Source organism: Solimonas terrae (assembly GCF_011067135.1).
Taxonomy (GTDB): Bacteria; Pseudomonadota; Gammaproteobacteria; order Nevskiales; family Nevskiaceae; genus Solimonas; species Solimonas terrae.
Window position 1 is genome coordinate 171,316 of record NZ_JAAMOW010000006.1, and the last position, 16,970, is coordinate 188,285.

The 16,970-nt window shown below is 64.6% G+C and carries 14 protein-coding genes; 3 read left to right on the top strand and 11 right to left on the bottom strand.

Annotated features, from left to right (window positions below):
• Window positions 1-98 precede the first annotated feature (98 nt).
• Window positions 99-1,022 carry a hypothetical protein gene (locus tag G7Y85_RS12705; protein WP_241696155.1) on the top strand — a complete coding sequence of 308 codons (924 nt, stop codon included), beginning with the start codon at window positions 99-101 and terminating at the stop codon, window positions 1,020-1,022.
• Between the two features lie 473 nt (window positions 1,023-1,495).
• Here G7Y85_RS12705 and glmS read toward each other — a convergent pair whose 3' ends face one another.
• Window positions 1,496-3,334 carry a glutamine--fructose-6-phosphate transaminase (isomerizing) gene (gene glmS, locus G7Y85_RS12710; protein ID WP_166257506.1) on the bottom strand — a complete coding sequence of 613 codons (1,839 nt, stop codon included), beginning with the start codon at window positions 3,332-3,334 and terminating at the stop codon, window positions 1,496-1,498.
• 444 nt (window positions 3,335-3,778) lie between these two features.
• On the opposite strand from glmS, the gene G7Y85_RS12715 reads away from it, so the two are divergent.
• Window positions 3,779-5,074 carry a polysaccharide biosynthesis protein gene (locus G7Y85_RS12715; protein ID WP_166257508.1) on the top strand — a complete coding sequence of 432 codons (1,296 nt, stop codon included), beginning with the start codon at window positions 3,779-3,781 and terminating at the stop codon, window positions 5,072-5,074.
• A gap of 265 nt (window positions 5,075-5,339) precedes the next feature.
• Entirely contained in the window at window positions 5,340-7,880 is a 2,541-nt protein-coding gene (locus G7Y85_RS12720; protein WP_166257510.1) for a TonB-dependent receptor, read from the top strand.
• 64 nt (window positions 7,881-7,944) lie between these two features.
• Here the strand turns inward: G7Y85_RS12720 and glmU are convergent, their stop codons facing one another.
• The 10 genes from glmU to atpB all read right to left on the bottom strand — a co-directional run bounded on the left by glmU (window position 7,945) and on the right by atpB (window position 16,960).
• Window positions 7,945-9,330 (bottom strand): bifunctional UDP-N-acetylglucosamine diphosphorylase/glucosamine-1-phosphate N-acetyltransferase GlmU, encoded by a 1,386-nt coding sequence (gene glmU, locus G7Y85_RS12725; protein WP_174839774.1) that lies wholly within the window; start codon window positions 9,328-9,330, stop codon window positions 7,945-7,947.
• A 35-nt stretch (window positions 9,331-9,365) separates the two neighbouring features.
• Window positions 9,366-10,208 (bottom strand): DUF3667 domain-containing protein, encoded by an 843-nt coding sequence (locus G7Y85_RS12730; RefSeq protein ID WP_166257512.1) that lies wholly within the window; start codon window positions 10,206-10,208, stop codon window positions 9,366-9,368.
• A 104-nt stretch (window positions 10,209-10,312) separates the two neighbouring features.
• On the bottom strand, window positions 10,313-10,735 hold the full coding sequence (locus G7Y85_RS12735; RefSeq protein WP_166257514.1) for a F0F1 ATP synthase subunit epsilon: 423 nt from the start codon (window positions 10,733-10,735) through the stop codon (window positions 10,313-10,315).
• A gap of 34 nt (window positions 10,736-10,769) precedes the next feature.
• Entirely contained in the window at window positions 10,770-12,167 is a 1,398-nt protein-coding gene (gene atpD, locus G7Y85_RS12740) for a F0F1 ATP synthase subunit beta (RefSeq protein WP_166257516.1), read from the bottom strand.
• Window positions 12,168-12,231: 64 nt separating this feature from the next.
• Window positions 12,232-13,092 (bottom strand): F0F1 ATP synthase subunit gamma, encoded by an 861-nt coding sequence (gene atpG / locus G7Y85_RS12745; protein ID WP_166257518.1) that lies wholly within the window; start codon window positions 13,090-13,092, stop codon window positions 12,232-12,234.
• A gap of 13 nt (window positions 13,093-13,105) precedes the next feature.
• Window positions 13,106-14,644 (bottom strand): F0F1 ATP synthase subunit alpha, encoded by a 1,539-nt coding sequence (atpA, locus tag G7Y85_RS12750; protein ID WP_166257520.1) that lies wholly within the window; start codon window positions 14,642-14,644, stop codon window positions 13,106-13,108.
• Window positions 14,645-14,680: 36 nt separating this feature from the next.
• Entirely contained in the window at window positions 14,681-15,217 is a 537-nt protein-coding gene (locus G7Y85_RS12755) for a F0F1 ATP synthase subunit delta (RefSeq protein ID WP_166257522.1), read from the bottom strand.
• Between the two features lie 4 nt (window positions 15,218-15,221).
• On the bottom strand, window positions 15,222-15,692 hold the full coding sequence (locus G7Y85_RS12760; protein ID WP_166257524.1) for a F0F1 ATP synthase subunit B: 471 nt from the start codon (window positions 15,690-15,692) through the stop codon (window positions 15,222-15,224).
• A gap of 60 nt (window positions 15,693-15,752) precedes the next feature.
• A complete protein-coding gene (gene atpE / locus G7Y85_RS12765; protein WP_166257526.1) occupies window positions 15,753-16,040 on the bottom strand; it encodes a F0F1 ATP synthase subunit C in 288 nt (95 codons plus the stop codon).
• A gap of 59 nt (window positions 16,041-16,099) precedes the next feature.
• Window positions 16,100-16,960 (bottom strand): F0F1 ATP synthase subunit A, encoded by an 861-nt coding sequence (gene atpB / locus G7Y85_RS12770; RefSeq protein WP_166257529.1) that lies wholly within the window; start codon window positions 16,958-16,960, stop codon window positions 16,100-16,102.
• Between the last annotated feature and the right edge of the window lie 10 nt (window positions 16,961-16,970).

Below are 16,970 nucleotides of genomic sequence, written 5' to 3' on the forward strand. Positions count from 1 at the left end.
ACAACGAGCTCGCCGCGGCATTCATAGCGATGCGTTGTGCATTGCGTATTTGGACGGGCCGTAAACAACCGCCGCCGACGATTCAGCGAGCCGGAACGATGGCTGACGGGAGTGAATTCGACCTTGCCCCCGGGTTTGTTCCAATTCTGCGTCCCGGAAAGGTCCCGAAGAACATCACTACGGGGCCAACGACGCTGGTGGCAAGAGATGCTGACGATGCGAAGCGACTTATAGGAATCTTGAACAAGCGCGGATTGAAGGCGGAGCAGCTGACCGCGCGGGCTGTTAGCGAGAAAGCTCCGGAGACACGGCTACGCGTGATGTTCGATGGGCCGAAGATCACCAGAACGTTGGCCAAGACAGCCCTCACCGCAGCGTGCGTGCTCTATGGAAACGCAATGGTTCGCCGAAAAGCCGACTGGTGTTTGTGTTTGGCAGTGAAATCAGGAACGCCAGATATTAACGACTATGCTGGCTGGGACTATTCACAGGGGTGGCCAACGAACATTTGCTGGGTTCCTGCTGAGCAATGCATAGACAAATCAATGTCAGGATTTGAGCATGCTGTGATGTTTTCAGACGTCGGGGACGACTGGGTCGCCTATGTGTCATTGTTTGGTGATTTTAGGTTCTCGGTGAGGCTAGGTAAGAAGTCTGGTCTCCCACCAGAAGGGCTGGCCATTAATCCACGAGGAACCAAACACTCAAGGCTGAGCGGGACATTCACCGTCTCTGAACACTTTGAACGGCACTGGAACGGCCGATTTTCGGCGGAACATGCGACCGTCTCTGCCGGCGTAACTGGGGCATTCAATAGCGTGCTCAGTAGATGGCAGGCAGAGTCCAGGTCGGAGTTGGACGAGAAACGCGATCAAGAACTAGGACAAGCCCTATCTGCGGCCGGACCTGATCCAGGGGATATAGAGAAGGCGACTGCGCGCCTGCTTGGGAAGTGGATGACAATTGAACTTGGCGATCGTTGGGAAGAAGATCTGGATCCCGTGTCCATCGACAAGAAATAGTGCTCCAAGGGACTCAGTTCTGCGCTCGAGCGACAGGCCGTCGTGCTGGCGACAGCCTCTGAATGTCTGAAGCTGTCGCTTAGGCGACCTCGCGGGATACTTGAGCCTGACTGACGGACTTCCTGAAAGCGGACGTTCGCAATGGACCGCTAATGGCACATTCCTGCCTTTCTGCGAGAAGCTCCCTAGCTGGTCTGATACGAGATCAAGCAAGCTCAGTCGCATCTACCGTCATACGGCCGTGCACTCGCCATGTTCTCTCTGCGTGTTGGCAGAAAATCCAACGCTGTTTTTACAACTTCTTGATGGCGTTCTGATTTTTTGCGAAGCCCGAGCTTCGACCACGACGCCGGACGCATACTAATGTTCTTTAACATTAAGAAACAATAACTTAGGTACCACTTCCGGACACATATTAATGTGTCTGGACGCATACTATTGTTCCTTTTCAAGGCACACCGAACTCCGGAGCCTTACTCCACGGTGACCGACTTCGCCAGATTGCGCGGCTGATCGACGTCGGTGCCGCGCAGCACGGCGACGTGGTAGGCGAGCAGTTGCAGCGGTACGGTATAGATCAGCGGCGATTGCAGGGCTTCGATGTGGTCGGGCATGGTCATGACGTCGACGCCGTCGGCCGGCTCGATGCCGGTGTTCGGATCGGCGAACACGAACAGTTGGCCGCCGCGGGCGCGGACTTCCTGCAGATTGGATTTGAGCTTTTCGAGCAGGGCATTGTTCGGCGCCACGGCGACCACCGGCATGTCGTCGTCGACCAGCGCGAGCGGGCCGTGCTTGAGTTCGCCGGCCGGATAGGCCTCGGCGTGGATGTACGAGATTTCCTTGAGCTTGAGTGCGCCTTCGAGCGCGACCGGGTAGCTGGGTCCGCGGCCGAGAAACAGCGCGTGGTGCTTGTCGGCGAAGCGTTTTGCCCACTCGCGAATCTGTCCGTCGAGCTTGAGCGTGTGTTCGACCAAGGTCGGCACCTGCGCCATCTGGCGTGCGTAGAGCGCGACCGTGCGACGATCAAGACCGCGACGCTGCGCGATCGCCAGACCGAGCATGCCGAGCGCGGCAAGCTGCGTGGTGAAGGCCTTGGTCGAGGCCACGCCGACCTCCGGCCCGGCGCGGGTCATCAGCGCCAGATCGGCTTCGCGGACGACCGATGATTCGGCGACATTGCAGATCGCGCAGGTGCCGACGTAGCCGAGCTTCTTTGCCTCGCGCAGCGCGGCGAGCGTATCGGCGGTTTCGCCGGACTGCGAGATTGCGAGAAACAGCGTGCCGGGCATCACCACCGGATCGCGATAGCGGTATTCGCTGGCGACCTCGACGGTGCACGGCACGCGCGCACCCTGTTCGAGGTAATAGCGCGCGACAAGGCCCGCGTGGTAGCTGGTGCCGCAGGCGACGATGTGCACGCTCTGCACCAGCGGCAGGATGCGTTCCGCGGCCGGACCGAGCGCAGCTTCGAGCACATGATCGCCGAGCAGGCGTTCGGACAGGGTATCGGCCAGCGCACGCGGTTGCTCGTGGATCTCCTTGAGCATGTAGTGCGCGTAGTCGCCGCGCTCGACGGCGTCGGCCGACAGCGAGGACTCGTGTACGGGCCGTTCGATGCGCTGGTCGTGCGCGTCCCAGATCGTCACGCTGTCGCGGCGGATTTCGGCAACGTCGCCTTCGTCGAGAAACTGGAAGCGGCGCGTGACCGGCAACAGCGCCTGCACGTCGGACGCGACATAGTTGCCGCCGTCGCTGCCGAGGCCGATCACCAGCGGGCTGGCGATGCGCGCCACACAGATGCGATCCGGCTGCTGCGCGTCGAACACGACGATCGCATACGCGCCCTTGAGGCGACGCACGGCACGCTGCACGGCGGCGGTCAGATCGCTGCCCTCGCGGGCGAAGTCGTGAATCAGGTGCGCGATGACTTCGGTATCGGTTTCCGAGGCGAAGACATAGCCCTTGGCCTGCAGCTCGGCGCGCAGCTCGACGTAATTCTCGATGATGCCGTTGTGGATCAGCGCGATGCGCCCGCCCGAGACATGCGGATGGGCATTGGCTTCGGTCACGCCGCCGTGTGTCGCCCAGCGCGAATGCGCGATGCCGATCCGGCCGGCGCACGGCGACTCGCGCAGCTTTTCTTCGAGCTTGACGACCTTGCCGACCGCGCGCCGCAACTGCAGCACGCCCTTGTCGTCGAGCAGCGCCACGCCGGTCGAGTCGTAGCCACGGTATTCGAGGCGATGCAAGCCGTCGATGAGAATGGGGCTGACATCACGCGTCGCGATGGCGCCGACGATTCCGCACATGAGGCGAGGTCCGAAGCTGGGAACAGTCGTCGATTTTAGCGGCAGACCCCGTGCGGCGTACGGCGGCCCGTGGCGACGGCTCTAGGGTCTGTTAACGCGATGGACGATCGCTGCGTTGCTGCCAGCAATCGCGCCAGGCAAGGCAGGAGCCGCAGGGCTTGGTGGCGCCAAGCGCAAGGCTCGTAACGCCGCATGGCGCGATTTCCGGCGCAACCCGAATGGGGCGGGGCCGCCGTCGCGCAGGGCGGCGTTGCCAGCCGCTTGCCTGGCGCGACCAGGCGGCGCGGCTGGCGCCTTGCCCTGCGCCAAAACGACCTCCGCCGCAGCGATTGCCATCGCGTTAACAGGCCCTAGTCCCCTTGGGGCAGCCTCGCCGCCGCCAGTCGGTATACGATCAGGCGCAGGAAAGACGCGCATGCCGGACACCGGGGAGAACGCGCAGCGATGAACACCGCCGTATCGCATGAACCAGCACGCCTGCATCCGGCCGCGGACACCGTGTTCCGGCTGATCGGCGTCGCGCTGCAGATCGCCGCAACCCTGGCGCTCGCACACACGCTGACGATCGGCGATACCGGCCTGTTCTTCCAGGGTTTCGTCGTCACCATCGCCGGTGCGACTTTCATGCGCGCCAAGTTCGACCTCTATATCTCGCGCCACATCGTCGGCCGCCTCGAACGTGAAACCGGCCTGTCGACGGCCGACGTACTGCAAGTACTCGGCCGCCGCTTCATGACGCGTTGCTGCATCATCTGCGCGGTCTTGCTCGTGATCGCGGCCGATCTCGATGTCACCTCGCAGTACCTGAAGCCTTATCTGCAGACCTTCGTGCCGTTCGTGATCGCCCTGCCGCTGGCCGGGTACGCGACCATGATCAGCTCGGCAATGCGCGCCGCCAATCGCTGGCTGCAGAGTCTGGCCTGCACGGCCTACGCGATGAACAGTGCGGTCCTGCTCGCGGTGCTGCTGGCGCCGCAGCCGACGCTGCAGCTGTTTTCCTGGACCTTCCTCGTCGGCAGCGCGCTCGGCGCGGCGCTTGCGTACGGCTTCGCGCGCCAGCAGTTCGGCAAACCCGGGCAGACCGCCGATCACTGCGCGCGGCAGAAGGCCTGGAAGGCAATCAATCGCAGCATCCACGACGACGCGGCGATCGGCCTTGCCAACACCGCGCTGACCTGGGGGCCGCTGTGCCTGCTGGTGGTGCTGGCACCGTCCAGCGAAATGGCGCTGTACGCCATCAGCACGCGGACCGCGCAGCTGCTGATCTACGTGATGCCGGCGATCGCGCACCTGGTCGCGCCGCGCCATGATCGCGAACTCGAACTGCTCGGTGGCCGCCACGGACGCGCGGCATTGCGTCTGTCGCTTGGCGGCCTCGCGATCCCGAGCATCATCGTCGCCGTCGCCCTGGTCGCGAGCGCGCGCTGGAGCCTCGCACAATACGGCGAAGCATACGAAGCCGGTTTTGCGGTGTATCTGGTGCTGATCCTGGCCGAAGGCTTCGGCGCGACGATCCGTCCGCTGTTCCGCTATCGCGCCGCGAACTGGGACGCCACCATCGCGCGCCAGACGCTGTACGCCGCCAGCGCCACCGCGATCGTCATCTGCCTGGCCGGCGTTGCCATCCAGCCGGCACTGGCCGCCGCCGTCGCCTTCCTTGCCGGTCAGATCGTCGCCGCCGCAATGGGTTTGCGCGCACTGCAACGCCCGGAAGCGACATCGATGTCCTCGACGCGCTAGCGCGCGCCGCCGCGCGAAGCGGTTCCGGCGCGATCCGCAATCCGCCGCCACGCCCCCATCCAGCGGGCACCGATGCCGGCGATCGGCACCGGCACGGCGCGCGCCATCGTCGCAAGCGATCCTCCAGCAAGCAGGCAAATGCCGCTGCGTCTGCAGTCAATTCGCGTCGGTCTGCGCTCGTCAGAATCGATGACAGCTGCACCACAAAACGAGGCCGCGCGCAGATCTTCGAAGCCGCGGCCCATCACGAGTGAGGAGAATCAGCATGAACAAGCGCGTACTCGCCGCAGCGGTGACGTCGATCGGCAGCCTGTGCCTCGGATACGGCGCGGGCGCGGCAGCACAGGACAGTGATGCCGCGGCCGACACCGCAGCCACGTCGACCACGCAAACGCCGGCCGCGGACGGCACGGCGCAGGACACGCAAGCTGCCACGGCCGCCGCCGGCGACGACCAGATCGCGACCGTGCTGGTGACGGCGCGGCGCCGCGAGGAAAAGCTGGAGAAAGTCCCGACCTCGATCACCGCGCTCGGCGCCCAGCAGCTGACACAGCAGGGCATCGTGTCGCAATCCGACCTGCAATCGGCCGTGCCGGGTCTGACCGTGCGCCAGACCCAGGGCTCCAACTCGCTGACCTTCTCGATCCGTGGCCAGACCGTCGACGCCTTCACCGGCTCGCGTTCGGCCGTGGTGCCGTATTTCGACGACGTGCAGCTCAATTCCGGCGGCGCGTCGACCTTCTTCGACCTGGAATCGGTACAGGTGCTGAAAGGTCCGCAAGGTACGCTGTTCGGCCGCAACACGACGGGCGGCGCGGTGCTCTATACCTCGACCAAACCCAAGGACGAACTCGGCGGCTACGCCAGACTGCGCGTCGGCAACTACGGCCTGAACGAAGGCCAGGGCGCGTTCAATGCGCCGCTGTTCGATCACAGCTTGCTGGTACGCCTTGCCGCCGATGTGACCTATCGGGACGGCTGGCAGAAGAATCTCTATGACGGCCGCGATCTCGGCGAAATCTCGCGCCAGAGCGGCCGCCTGAGCGCGCTGTGGAAGCCGAACGACGCGCTGCAGAATCTGACCGTGGCCGAGGTCGATCACTCCGGCGGCAACAGCACGGCGACGCGCCTGAAGACCGTCAACCGCTGCGGCGACAGCAACAACGGCTATGCGCTGAACTGCGCCGCGGACTACTTGTTCAATCCGAACACGCCGGTCGGACCGGACGCCTGGGCCAACTATCTTGCGCACAACCCGCATGCCGATCCGGACGGCATCGCCGCCTATCTCGACAATGTGTCGCCGCATATCGGCTTCTGGAAGGCCAACGAGATCGCGCCCGTCTTCCATCAGGAACAGGACTACTTCGCCGCCAATACCACGACCTACCAACTCAACGACGATCTGCTGCTGAAGAACATCGCCGGGTTTTCGACGTCGAACACGCATGATCTCGGCAGCTCGGTCGGTGCGCCCGACCCCGTCTTCTATTCGGCGACGCTGGCCAGCGATGGCGCCGGTGGCTTCCTGACCGACGCCAACGGCCAGTACCTCTACGACAAGAAGGGCAATCACGTCGAGGACCGCACCTACTCGAACGAACTGCAGTTGCAGGGCAAGGCGCTCGAGCAGGCCCTGACCTACATCGTCGGCGCCTACTACCAGTACGAGGACGCGCGCACGCTCTTCCCACAGGTGTACTTCAACCTCTACCAGCCGGGCGCGTTCCTGCCGGCCAATGCGACCAGCAACTTCCAGATCATCGACGAAACACCGGCGGCGTTCGCACAAAGCACCTACGACTTCAGTTCGATCGGCCTCAGCGGCCTGAGCTTCACCGCCGGCGCGCGCTACACCTGGGAGTCGGTGAAGATCCATCAGCTCGAAGGCTCCGACAATCTCGCCGGTTCGACCGCCGACGCGGAGCTGCCGGCCAGCCAGAGCAGGCACTACAGCGATCCGAGCTGGACGCTGGGTCTGTCCTACCAGGCTACCGACGACCTGCTGCTGTATCTGCAGGGTCGCCGCAGCTGGCGCGCCGGTGGCTTCAACGGCACCGCGCCGGCCGCGATCAATCCGGGCGATGGCAGCCCGGTGATCCAGAACACCAACGTGTTCAAACCCGAGCACACGAATGACGTCGAGCTCGGCACCAAGTTCGCCGGCAACGTGCTCGGCCGTCCGCTGCGCATGAACCTCGCGGTCTACAACCAGTGGATCAAGGACGTGCAGCGCGCCGAGTTCCCGGACCCGCCGGGCCCCGCACAGTCGATCGCGTACACCGTCAACGTTCCGGAAGCACGCGTCACCGGTGCCGAGTTCGATCTGACCTTCAAGCCGGCACGCTGGCTTGAAGCCGGCGTGACCGGCGCGCTGACGCACGCGCGCTTTGTCAGTGGCAAGGACACCGCGGAAGTGTTCGGCACGACCTACCTGTTCGGGCCGTACGCCGACGTGCCGAAACGTTCCGGTTCGGCCTACGCAACCGTCTACCTGCCGACGCCGTCGGAGATGGGGCTGATGGACGTGCGCGCCGACGTCTACGGCCAAAGCAGCATGTACTTCTCGAACAGCGACAAGTCGATCACGCCGGATACGAAGATCCCCGGCTACGGCCTGGTCAACCTGCGCTACGAGTGGCTGGAAATCTGCGGCACCCAATATTCGGTCTCGGCCTTCGTCCGCAACCTTGCCGACAAGGAGTACTACACCGGCGGCTTCGCGCTGACCGGTTCGCTCGGCGTGAATTCGGTGGCGGTGGGCACGCCGCGCATGTTCGGCGCCGAGATTTCGTACGAGTTCTGAGTCGCCGACGCGACCGCCGGCCGTCGGCACGCCTTCAACGGCGCGCCGACGAAGCTTCGCTGCATCAGGTCTTTTTGCGCGGACGCTGCCAGTGCTTCACTGTCTTCTGTTCGCGCGCGCGCGCGATGGTCAGGCCGCCGGCCGGCACCTCGCGGGTGATCGTCGAACCCGCGCCGATCGTTGCGCCGTCGTGCACGGTGACCGGCGCAACGAGTTGCGTGTCGGAGCCGACGAAGACATCGTCGCCGATCGTCGTCAGATGCTTGTTGGCACCGTCGTAGTTGCAGGTGATGACCCCTGCACCGATGTTGGTGCGTGCACCGACCTTCGCGTCGCCGACATAGGCGAGATGATTGGCCTTGGTGCCGGCGCCGAGCGTCGCGTTCTTCACTTCGACGAAGTTGCCGACATGCGCGCCGGCGGCCAGCGTGGTCGTCGGCCGCACGCGCGCAAACGGACCGATCACGCAATCCGCGCCCGTTTCACAGCCCTCCAGAACCGAGTGCGCATTGACGGTCGTGCCGGCGGCGAGCTTGACGTCGCGCAACATGCAGTACGGACCGACGCGCACGTTGTCGCCCAGTTCGATCTCGCCTTCGAACACGCAGCCGATGTCGATCATCACGTCACGGCCGTGACGGAGCGTACCGCGCAGATCGAAGCGCGCCGGATCGGCGAACGAGACGCCTGCCTGCATCAGCGCATCGGTTTGGCGCAGTTGCAGTCGGCGTTCGAGACCGGCGAGCTGCGCACGGTCGTTGGCGCCCTCCACTTCGCGCGCATCGGCGTTGACGGTCGCGATCTTCAAGCCGGCCTTGGCGGCCATCGCGACGATGTCGGTCAGGTAGAACTCGCCGTTGGCGTTGTCGTTCTTCACCTTCGCGAGCCAGCCGCGCAGACGTTTCGCCGGGCCGCTCATCAAGCCGGTGTTGACCTCGCGAATCGCACGCTGCCGGACACTGGCGTCCTTTTCCTCGACGATGCCGGTCACCAACGCCTGCCGGTTGCGGACGATGCGTCCATAACCGCGCGGCTGTTCGAGTTCGACGGTCGCCAGCGCCAGGGTCTGCGTGCCGGCCGAGAGCAGTTCGCGCAGCATGGTCGCCGACACCAGCGGCACGTCGCCGTACAGCACCAGCACCTGCGCGGTATCCGGCACCTGCGGCATCGCCTGCTGCACGGCGTTCGCGGTGCCTTTCTGTTCACCCTGCAACGCCCAGTGCAGCGCCTGTGCCGGGTATTCGCGATCCGCCCAGCGGCGCACGGCGTCACTGCCATGGCCGACAACCACGTGCACAGCGGCAGCGCCGAGTTCGCGCGCGGCATCGATGACATGGCCAAGCATCGGCTTGCCGGCAATCGTGTGCAGGACTTTCGGCAGCGCGCTTTTCATGCGCGTGCCCTGTCCGGCGGCGAGGATGATGACGTGCAGCGGTAAGGGCTTGCTCATCGACGCAGTGTAATGGGCTTGCAGGCCGTTGCGCGCTAGGTCCGGAGACCGACGACGACGCCGACCGCTGCGGCGGCAAGGGCGAACGCATAGACGGCGGCGACGATGGCGACACGCAGCGCGGTTCCGAGCCGGCTACTGCCGTAGACGCGGCGCAGCGCGAGATACAGATAGCCCGCAAGGCCGACATTGATGAGGTCGTTGACGATGTCATGCAGCGGCTGCGGCCAGGGCACCAGGCCGGCGAGCAGGATCAGGAATGCGAAGCTGTGAAAGTGCAGCGCGAACAGCAGGTGTTCGCCGTAGTAGCGCTGGCGATACAGTGCAGCCAGCAATGCCGCGAACAGCGGCACCAGCACGAACATCGCGCGCGGCGCGTTGTGCAGCATGCCGTCGCGCAGCACGTGCTGCTGGCGCTCGTCAGGCAGGGTTCCGAACTCGGCCACGCGCGCGTCGATCATCGCCACGCCGGTGTCCGCCGTGATGCCGGACTGCGGCGCCGCAAGCGTGACGATCTCCAGCGTCCAGCCGAGATGAATGCGAATGCCGGGCACCAAGCCCAGCATCAGAAAGAACATGACGCTCACCGCGACGTAGAGATTGAGCGGCTTCAGATAGCGCGCGCGTCGGCCTTCCAGATAATCCGCCGTCAGGCCGCCGGGACGTGCGAGCAGGACTTTCAGGGTCAGCGGCAGTCGGCCCTGCAGCGCGAACAATTTGTCGGCGAACTCGGCAGCGAAGCCACGTACCGTCGGCATGCCGGTGCCGGCCGGCTGCGCGCAATGCGGGCAGTAGAGATCGGCGTAGCCCGTACCGCAATTCGGACAGCGCACTTCGGCCGTCGCCGCATCCTGCTGTGCTGAAAGGGGCCCGGGCATCGTGATCTCCGACCTCGTCGCGCGCCACGATCATAGCGTGGAGCCCGGCCCGCAAATGCAAAGGGCGCCTTGCGGCGCCCTTCGTGACCCGGCAGCGACGGACTTCAGTGATGCCCGGGTGCGCGCAGCTTGCGGACGAACTCGAGGCGCGCCGCGGCTTCGACCAGATCGGCCTGCGCCTTGGCCATGTCGGTTTCCGTGCTCGCACCGGCCAGACGATGCTCGGCATCGGCCTTGGCGGCCTGCGCGGCAGCTTCGTCGACATCCTTGGGATGCAGCGCGGTGTCGGCGAGCACCGTCACCAGATGCGGCTGCACTTCGAGGATGCCGCCGCTGACGAAGAACGGCAGCATCTGGCCGTCCGGCGTCTGCACGCGCAGGGTGCCCGGCTTGAGCCGGGTCAGCAGCGGTGCGTGGCGCGGCGCGATGCCGACCTCGCCCATTTCCGCCGGCGCGAACACCATCTGGGCTTCGCCCGAATGGATGTGGCCTTCGGCGGAAACGATGTCGACGTGAATTTGCGTCATGTAGGAACTCCGGGTCGATCGCGGCGGGCCGCGATCAGAGCTTCTTCGCCTTTTCGACGGCTTCGTCGATGGTGCCGACCATGTAGAACGCCTGCTCCGGCAGGTGGTCCATCTGGCCGTCGACGATGGCGCGGAAACCGCGGATCGTTTCCTTCAGCGAAACGTACTTGCCCGGCGAACCGGTGAAGATTTCGGCGACGTGGAACGGCTGGCTCAGGAAGCGCTGGATCTTGCGCGCGCGGGCGACGGCCTGCTTGTCGTCTTCCGACAGCTCGTCCATGCCGAGGATCGCGATGATGTCCTTCAGCTCCTTGTAGCGCTGCAGCACACCCTGCACGTCGCGGGCGGTGTTGTAGTGCTCGTCGCCGATCACGTTCGGATCGAGCTGGCGCGAGGTCGAGTCGAGCGGATCGACGGCCGGGTAGATACCCAGCGAGGCGATTTCACGCGACAGCGTGACGGTCGAGTCCAAGTGCGCGAAGGTCGTCGCGGGCGACGGGTCGGTCAAGTCGTCGGCCGGCACGTAGACGGCCTGGATCGAGGTGATCGAACCCTTCTTGGTCGAGGTGATGCGCTCCTGCAGCACGCCCATTTCCTCGGCGAGCGTCGGCTGGTAACCCACCGCCGACGGCATACGGCCGAGCAGGGCCGAAACTTCGGTGCCGGCCAGCGTGTAGCGGTAGATGTTGTCGACGAAGAACAGCACGTCGCGGCCTTCGTCGCGGAAGTATTCGGCCATCGTCAGACCGGTCAGTGCGACGCGCAGACGGTTGCCCGGCGGCTCGTTCATCTGGCCGTAGACCATCGCCACTTTCGAATCGCCGAGGCTCTTCTCGTTGACGACGCCCGATTCCATCATCTCGTGATAGAAGTCGTTGCCTTCACGGGTACGCTCACCGACGCCGGCGAACACCGACAGACCGGAGTGCGCCTTGGCGATGTTGTTGATCAGCTCCATCATGTTGACGGTCTTGCCGACGCCGGCGCCGCCGAACAGGCCGACCTTGCCGCCCTTCGCGAACGGGCACAGCAGATCGATGACCTTGATGCCGGTTTCGAGCAGCTCGGTCGAGCCGGCCTGGTCTTCATAGGTCGGCGCATCGCGGTGGATCGACCACTTGGCATCGGTTTCGACCGGACCGACTTCGTCGATCGGCTCGCCGAGCACGTTCATGATGCGGCCGAGCGTACCCTTGCCGACCGGCACCGAAATCGGCTTGCCGGTGGCGCGCACGACGAGGCCACGCTTGAGGCCGTCCGTCGAACCGAGCGCGATGGTACGCACGACGCCGTCGCCGAGCTGCTGCTGGACTTCCAGCGTCAGTTCGGTGCCGTCGATCTTGAGGGCTTCGTAAATGGCCGGAATCGCGTCACGCGGGAATTCCACGTCGATGACGGCGCCGATGACCTGCACAACCTTGCCAGTGCTCATTTGATGACCTTCTCGCTATCCACGTTCTCGCGCCGCTCGCACGGCGTCGAGGATTTCAAAAGTTTCAGACAGCGGCTGCGCCGCCGACGATTTCCGCCAGTTCCTTGGTGATGCTGGCCTGGCGTGCCTTGTTGTACTGCAGCTGCAGCTGGCTGATGATCTTGCCGGCGTTGTCGGTCGCCGCCTTCATCGCCACCATGCGCGCCGACTGCTCGGACGCCGCGTTCTCGATCACCGCCTGATAGACCTGCGATTCGACGTAGCGTTGCAGCACCGCGTCGAGTAGTTCGGCCGCATCCGGCTCGTAGATGTAGTCCCAGTGTTCGAGCAGGCCTTCGCTCTGCGTCGCGACCACCGGCAGCAGCTGCTGGGCTTCGGCCTTCTGCGTCATGGTGTTGACGAAGGTGTTGCCGACCACGTAGACGCGATCGACAGAACCGTCGCGGTAGGCGTCGGACAGCACCTTGATCACGCCGAACAGCTGTTCGAGCTGCGGCTTGTCGCCCAGATGCGCGGTGCTCGCCAGCACCTTGCCGCCGACGCGCTTGAAGAAGCCGACCGCCTTGTTGCCGACCAGCACGAGGTCCGCCTCGACGCCCTTGGCCTGCCATTCACGGATCGAGCGGATCGCCGCACGGAACGCGTTGACGTTGAGACCACCGCACAGACCGCGGTCGGTCGACACGACCAGATAGGCGACGCGCTTGACTTCGCGCTCGGTGATGAACGGGTGCCGGTATTCGAGATTCGCCTGCGCCAGATGACCCAGCGTGCGGCGCAGTTTCTCGGCATACGGGCGGGCCGCCGCCATGCGTTCCTGCGCCTTGCGCATTTTCGACATGGCAACTTTTTCCATCGCACGCGTGATCTTCTGCGTGTTCTTCACGCTCTTGATCTTGGTGCGGATTTCCTTGGCGCCGGCCACGGCTGGGCTCCGTTTAGATAGCGGACTGCTGCTGGTAGGCGTCCATCGCCGACTTCAGACCCGCTTCGAGCGTGTCGTTCCAGTCGCCGGTGTCGAGCTTGGCCAGCAGATCCTTGTGGTTGCTGGCGAGGCTCTGGTGCAGACCTTCTTCCCAGGCCAGGACCTTGTTGACCGGAATCTTGTCGATGTAGCCCTTCTCGACCGCGTACAGCGTCGCACCCATCTGGCCGACCGACAGCGGACGGTACTGCTTCTGCTTCATCAGCTCGGTGACGCGCTGGCCGCGTTCGAGCTGCGCACGCGTTGCCGCGTCGAGGTCGGAAGCGAACTGGGCGAACGCCGCCAGTTCACGATACTGGGCAAGCGCGAGACGCACGCCACCGCCGAGCTTCTTGACGATCTTGGTCTGTGCGGCGCCACCGACGCGCGACACCGAGATACCGGCGTTCATGGCCGGACGGATGCCGGCGTTGAACAGATCGGTTTCGAGGAAGATCTGGCCGTCGGTGATCGAGATCACGTTGGTCGGCACGAACGCCGACACGTCGCCGGCCTGGGTTTCGATGATCGGCAGCGCCGTCAGCGAGCCGGTCTTGCCCTTGACCGCACCCTTGGTCATCTTCTCGACGTATTCCTCGTTGACGCGCGCGGCGCGCTCGAGCAGACGCGAGTGTAAATAGAACACGTCGCCCGGGAAGGCTTCGCGGCCCGGCGGGCGGCGCAGCAGCAAGGACACCTGACGATACGCGACGGCCTGCTTGGACAGATCGTCGTAGATGATCAGCGCGTCTTCGCCCTTGTCACGGAAGTATTCGCCCATCGAGCAGCCGGAGTACGGCGCGATGAACTGCAGGGCAGCGGCTTCCGAGGCCGAGGCGGCAACCACGGTGGTGTAGGCCATCGCGCCGTTTTCCTCGAGCTTGCGCACGACGTTGGCGATCGAGCTGGCCTTCTGGCCGATCGCGACGTAGATGCATTTGATGCCCGAGGTCTTCTGATTGATGATCGCGTCGATCGCCAGCGCGGTCTTGCCGGTCTGGCGGTCACCGATGATCAGCTCGCGCTGGCCGCGGCCGACCGGCACCATCGAGTCGACGGCCTTGTAGCCGGTCTGCACCGGCTGGCTCACCGACTTGCGGGTGATGACGCCCGGCGCGACCTTTTCGATCGGGCTCATTTCGGTGGCGGCGATCGGGCCCTTGCCGTCGATCGGACGACCGAGCGCGTCGACGACGCGGCCGAGCAGCGCTTCGCCGACCGGCACTTCGAGAATGCGGCCGGTGGTCTTGACCGTGTCACCTTCCTTCAGGTGCTTGTAGTCGCCGAGCACGACGGCGCCGACCGAGTCGCGCTCGAGATTGAGCGCCATGCCGAAGACGTTGCCCGGGAACTCGAGCATTTCGCCCTGCAGCGCATCGGACAGGCCGTGCACGCGGACGATACCGTCCTGCAGGGAGACGATCTGGCCGACGTTGCGCGCCTCGGAGGCGGCATCGAAGTTCTTGATGCGCGCCTTGATGAGGTCGCTGATTTCCGAAGGATTGAGTTGCATATGAACCGATTCCTGAGAGTTCTGCCTGAAGGCCCGTTAACGGGCTACTGCGGTCTTGAGCCGCTCGAGTTCACCGGACACCGAACCGTCGATCACCAGATCGCCGGCACGGATCACCGCCCCGCCGATCAATGACGCGTCGGTCTTCCAGCTGATCGCCACATCGCGCGTGAGGCGCTGCTTGACGGCGGCTGCGAGCTTGTCCTGCTGGGCCGCTTCGACCGGCACGGCCGAAACGATTTCGACTTCAACGCGGCGTTCCGCCTCGGCACGCAGGGCTTCGAACTGTTCGGCCACCGCGGCGATCGCGTTGAGCCGGCCGTTCTCCACCAGCAGCCGCACCAGCGACACGGCTTCGTGGGCGACCTTGCCGCTCAATGCCCCGGCGAGCACGTCGGCGAGATCGCCGCGCGTCAGCGCCGGGTTGGCAGCCAGCGCTGCGACATTGCGGTCGCCAAGCAGCCCGGCAACGGCGCGCAGCGAATCGTTCCAGGCCTTGTAGTCGCCACTTTCGCGGGCGAGTTCGAAGACTGCCTTGGCGTACGGGTGAGCCGTCGTGCTGAAGTCCGCCATGGCGTCAGATCTTCGTTGCGAGTTCGTTCAACACGTCGGCATGTGCCTTGGTGTCGATTTCGCGCTTGAGGATCTTCGCGGCGCCGGCCACGGCCAGTTCGCCGACCTGCTTGCGCAGATCTTCACGGGCATGGGCCACTTCGCGGGCGACGTCGTCGTGCGCCTTGGCGACGATGCGGTCGGCTTCGACCTGCGCCGTACCCTTGGCCTGCTCGACGATCTGCGAGGCCTGCTTGTTGGCGGCAGCGAGAATGTCCTGCGCCTGCGCGCGGGCCGCGTGCAGCGCTTCCTCGCTCTTGGTCGAGGCGTCCTGCAGGGCGCGCGCGCCCTTTTCGGCGGCCGCGAGCCCGTCTGCGATGCGCGACTGGCGTTCGTTCATGGCCTTGAGAATCGGCGGCCAGACGTACTTCCAGGTGAACGCAACGAAGAGCAGGAACGCGATGCTCTGGAAGATCAGAGTAGCGTTAAGGTTCATCGTTCAAGCCCCTTTGCGGGGAACCGGTGGTGGTGAGCGGAAAGTGACGGGACCGCGGCCTTAGCCGCCAGCCGCCGCCTTGACCGCTGCCGCGAACGGATTCGCGAACGTGAAGTACATGCCGATACCGATGCCGACGAACGTCACGGCGTCGAGCAGACCGGCGACGAGGAACATGCGGCCGGTCAGCATGCCCGCCATTTCCGGCTGACGGGCAACGCCTTCCAGCAGCTTGCCGCCGAGCAGGCCGAAGCCGATGGCCGTGCCGGCGCCGCCGAGGCCGAGGATCAGGCCGACCGCGAGGACGGTAGAACCGTTGACTTGGGCGAGCAGGTTTGCGATTTCCATGTGGGTCTCCAGTAACTCTCTTCAAAAACTGCGTGTTGGGATGAAAGGGGTTTGCAGCATCAGTGGTCGGCGTGCGCTTCGGCAGCCGCGCCGAGGTACACGACGGTCAGCACCATGAACACGAAAGCCTGCAGGGTGATGACCAGGATGTGGAAGATGGCCCAGCCGATCTGCAGCAGCACGCCGCCACCGGCGAGGATCGCACCGGCGATACCGTTGAACGCCTGGCCGAGCATCAGCGCGATCAGGATGAAGATCAGCTCGCCGGCGAACAGGTTGCCGAACAGTCGCAGCGCCAGCGACACCGGCTTGGCGACGTCCTCGACGATGCGCAGCACGAGGTTGACCGGGAACAGCCAGGGCCCGAACGGGTGCGTGAGCACTTCCTTGCCGAAGCCGAGCACGCCCTTGAACTTGAAGTTGAAGATGTACATCAGCACGAATACCGACAGCGACAGGCCGAAGGTGATGTTGACGTCGGTGCTGGGCACGACCTTCAGGTACGGCACGCCCGCCAGGCCGGCCGCGTGCGGCAGCCAGTCCACCGGCACGATGTCCATGAAATTCATCAGGAACACCCACGCGAAGATCGTCAGCGCGAGCGGCGCGACCAGCGAGTTGGCGTGCGGGAAGATCTCGTGAACCTGGTTCTGCACGAATTCGACGACCATCTCGATCGCATTCTGGGTCTGCGTCGGATGCGCGGCATTGGCCTTGCGCGCGACTTTCCAGAACACGAACGCGAAGATCAGGCCCAGCAGCACGGAGAAGATGCAGCTGTCGAGATTGAGGACCCAGAACCCGGCATTGCGCGGATCGTTGGCCGTCAAAATCGTCATCGACTGCAGATCCAGCCTGAGATTGGTCAGGTGGTGCAGTACGTAGCTGCCGGTATCGTGGTGACCCTCTTCGGCTGCCATAGGCTTTCGT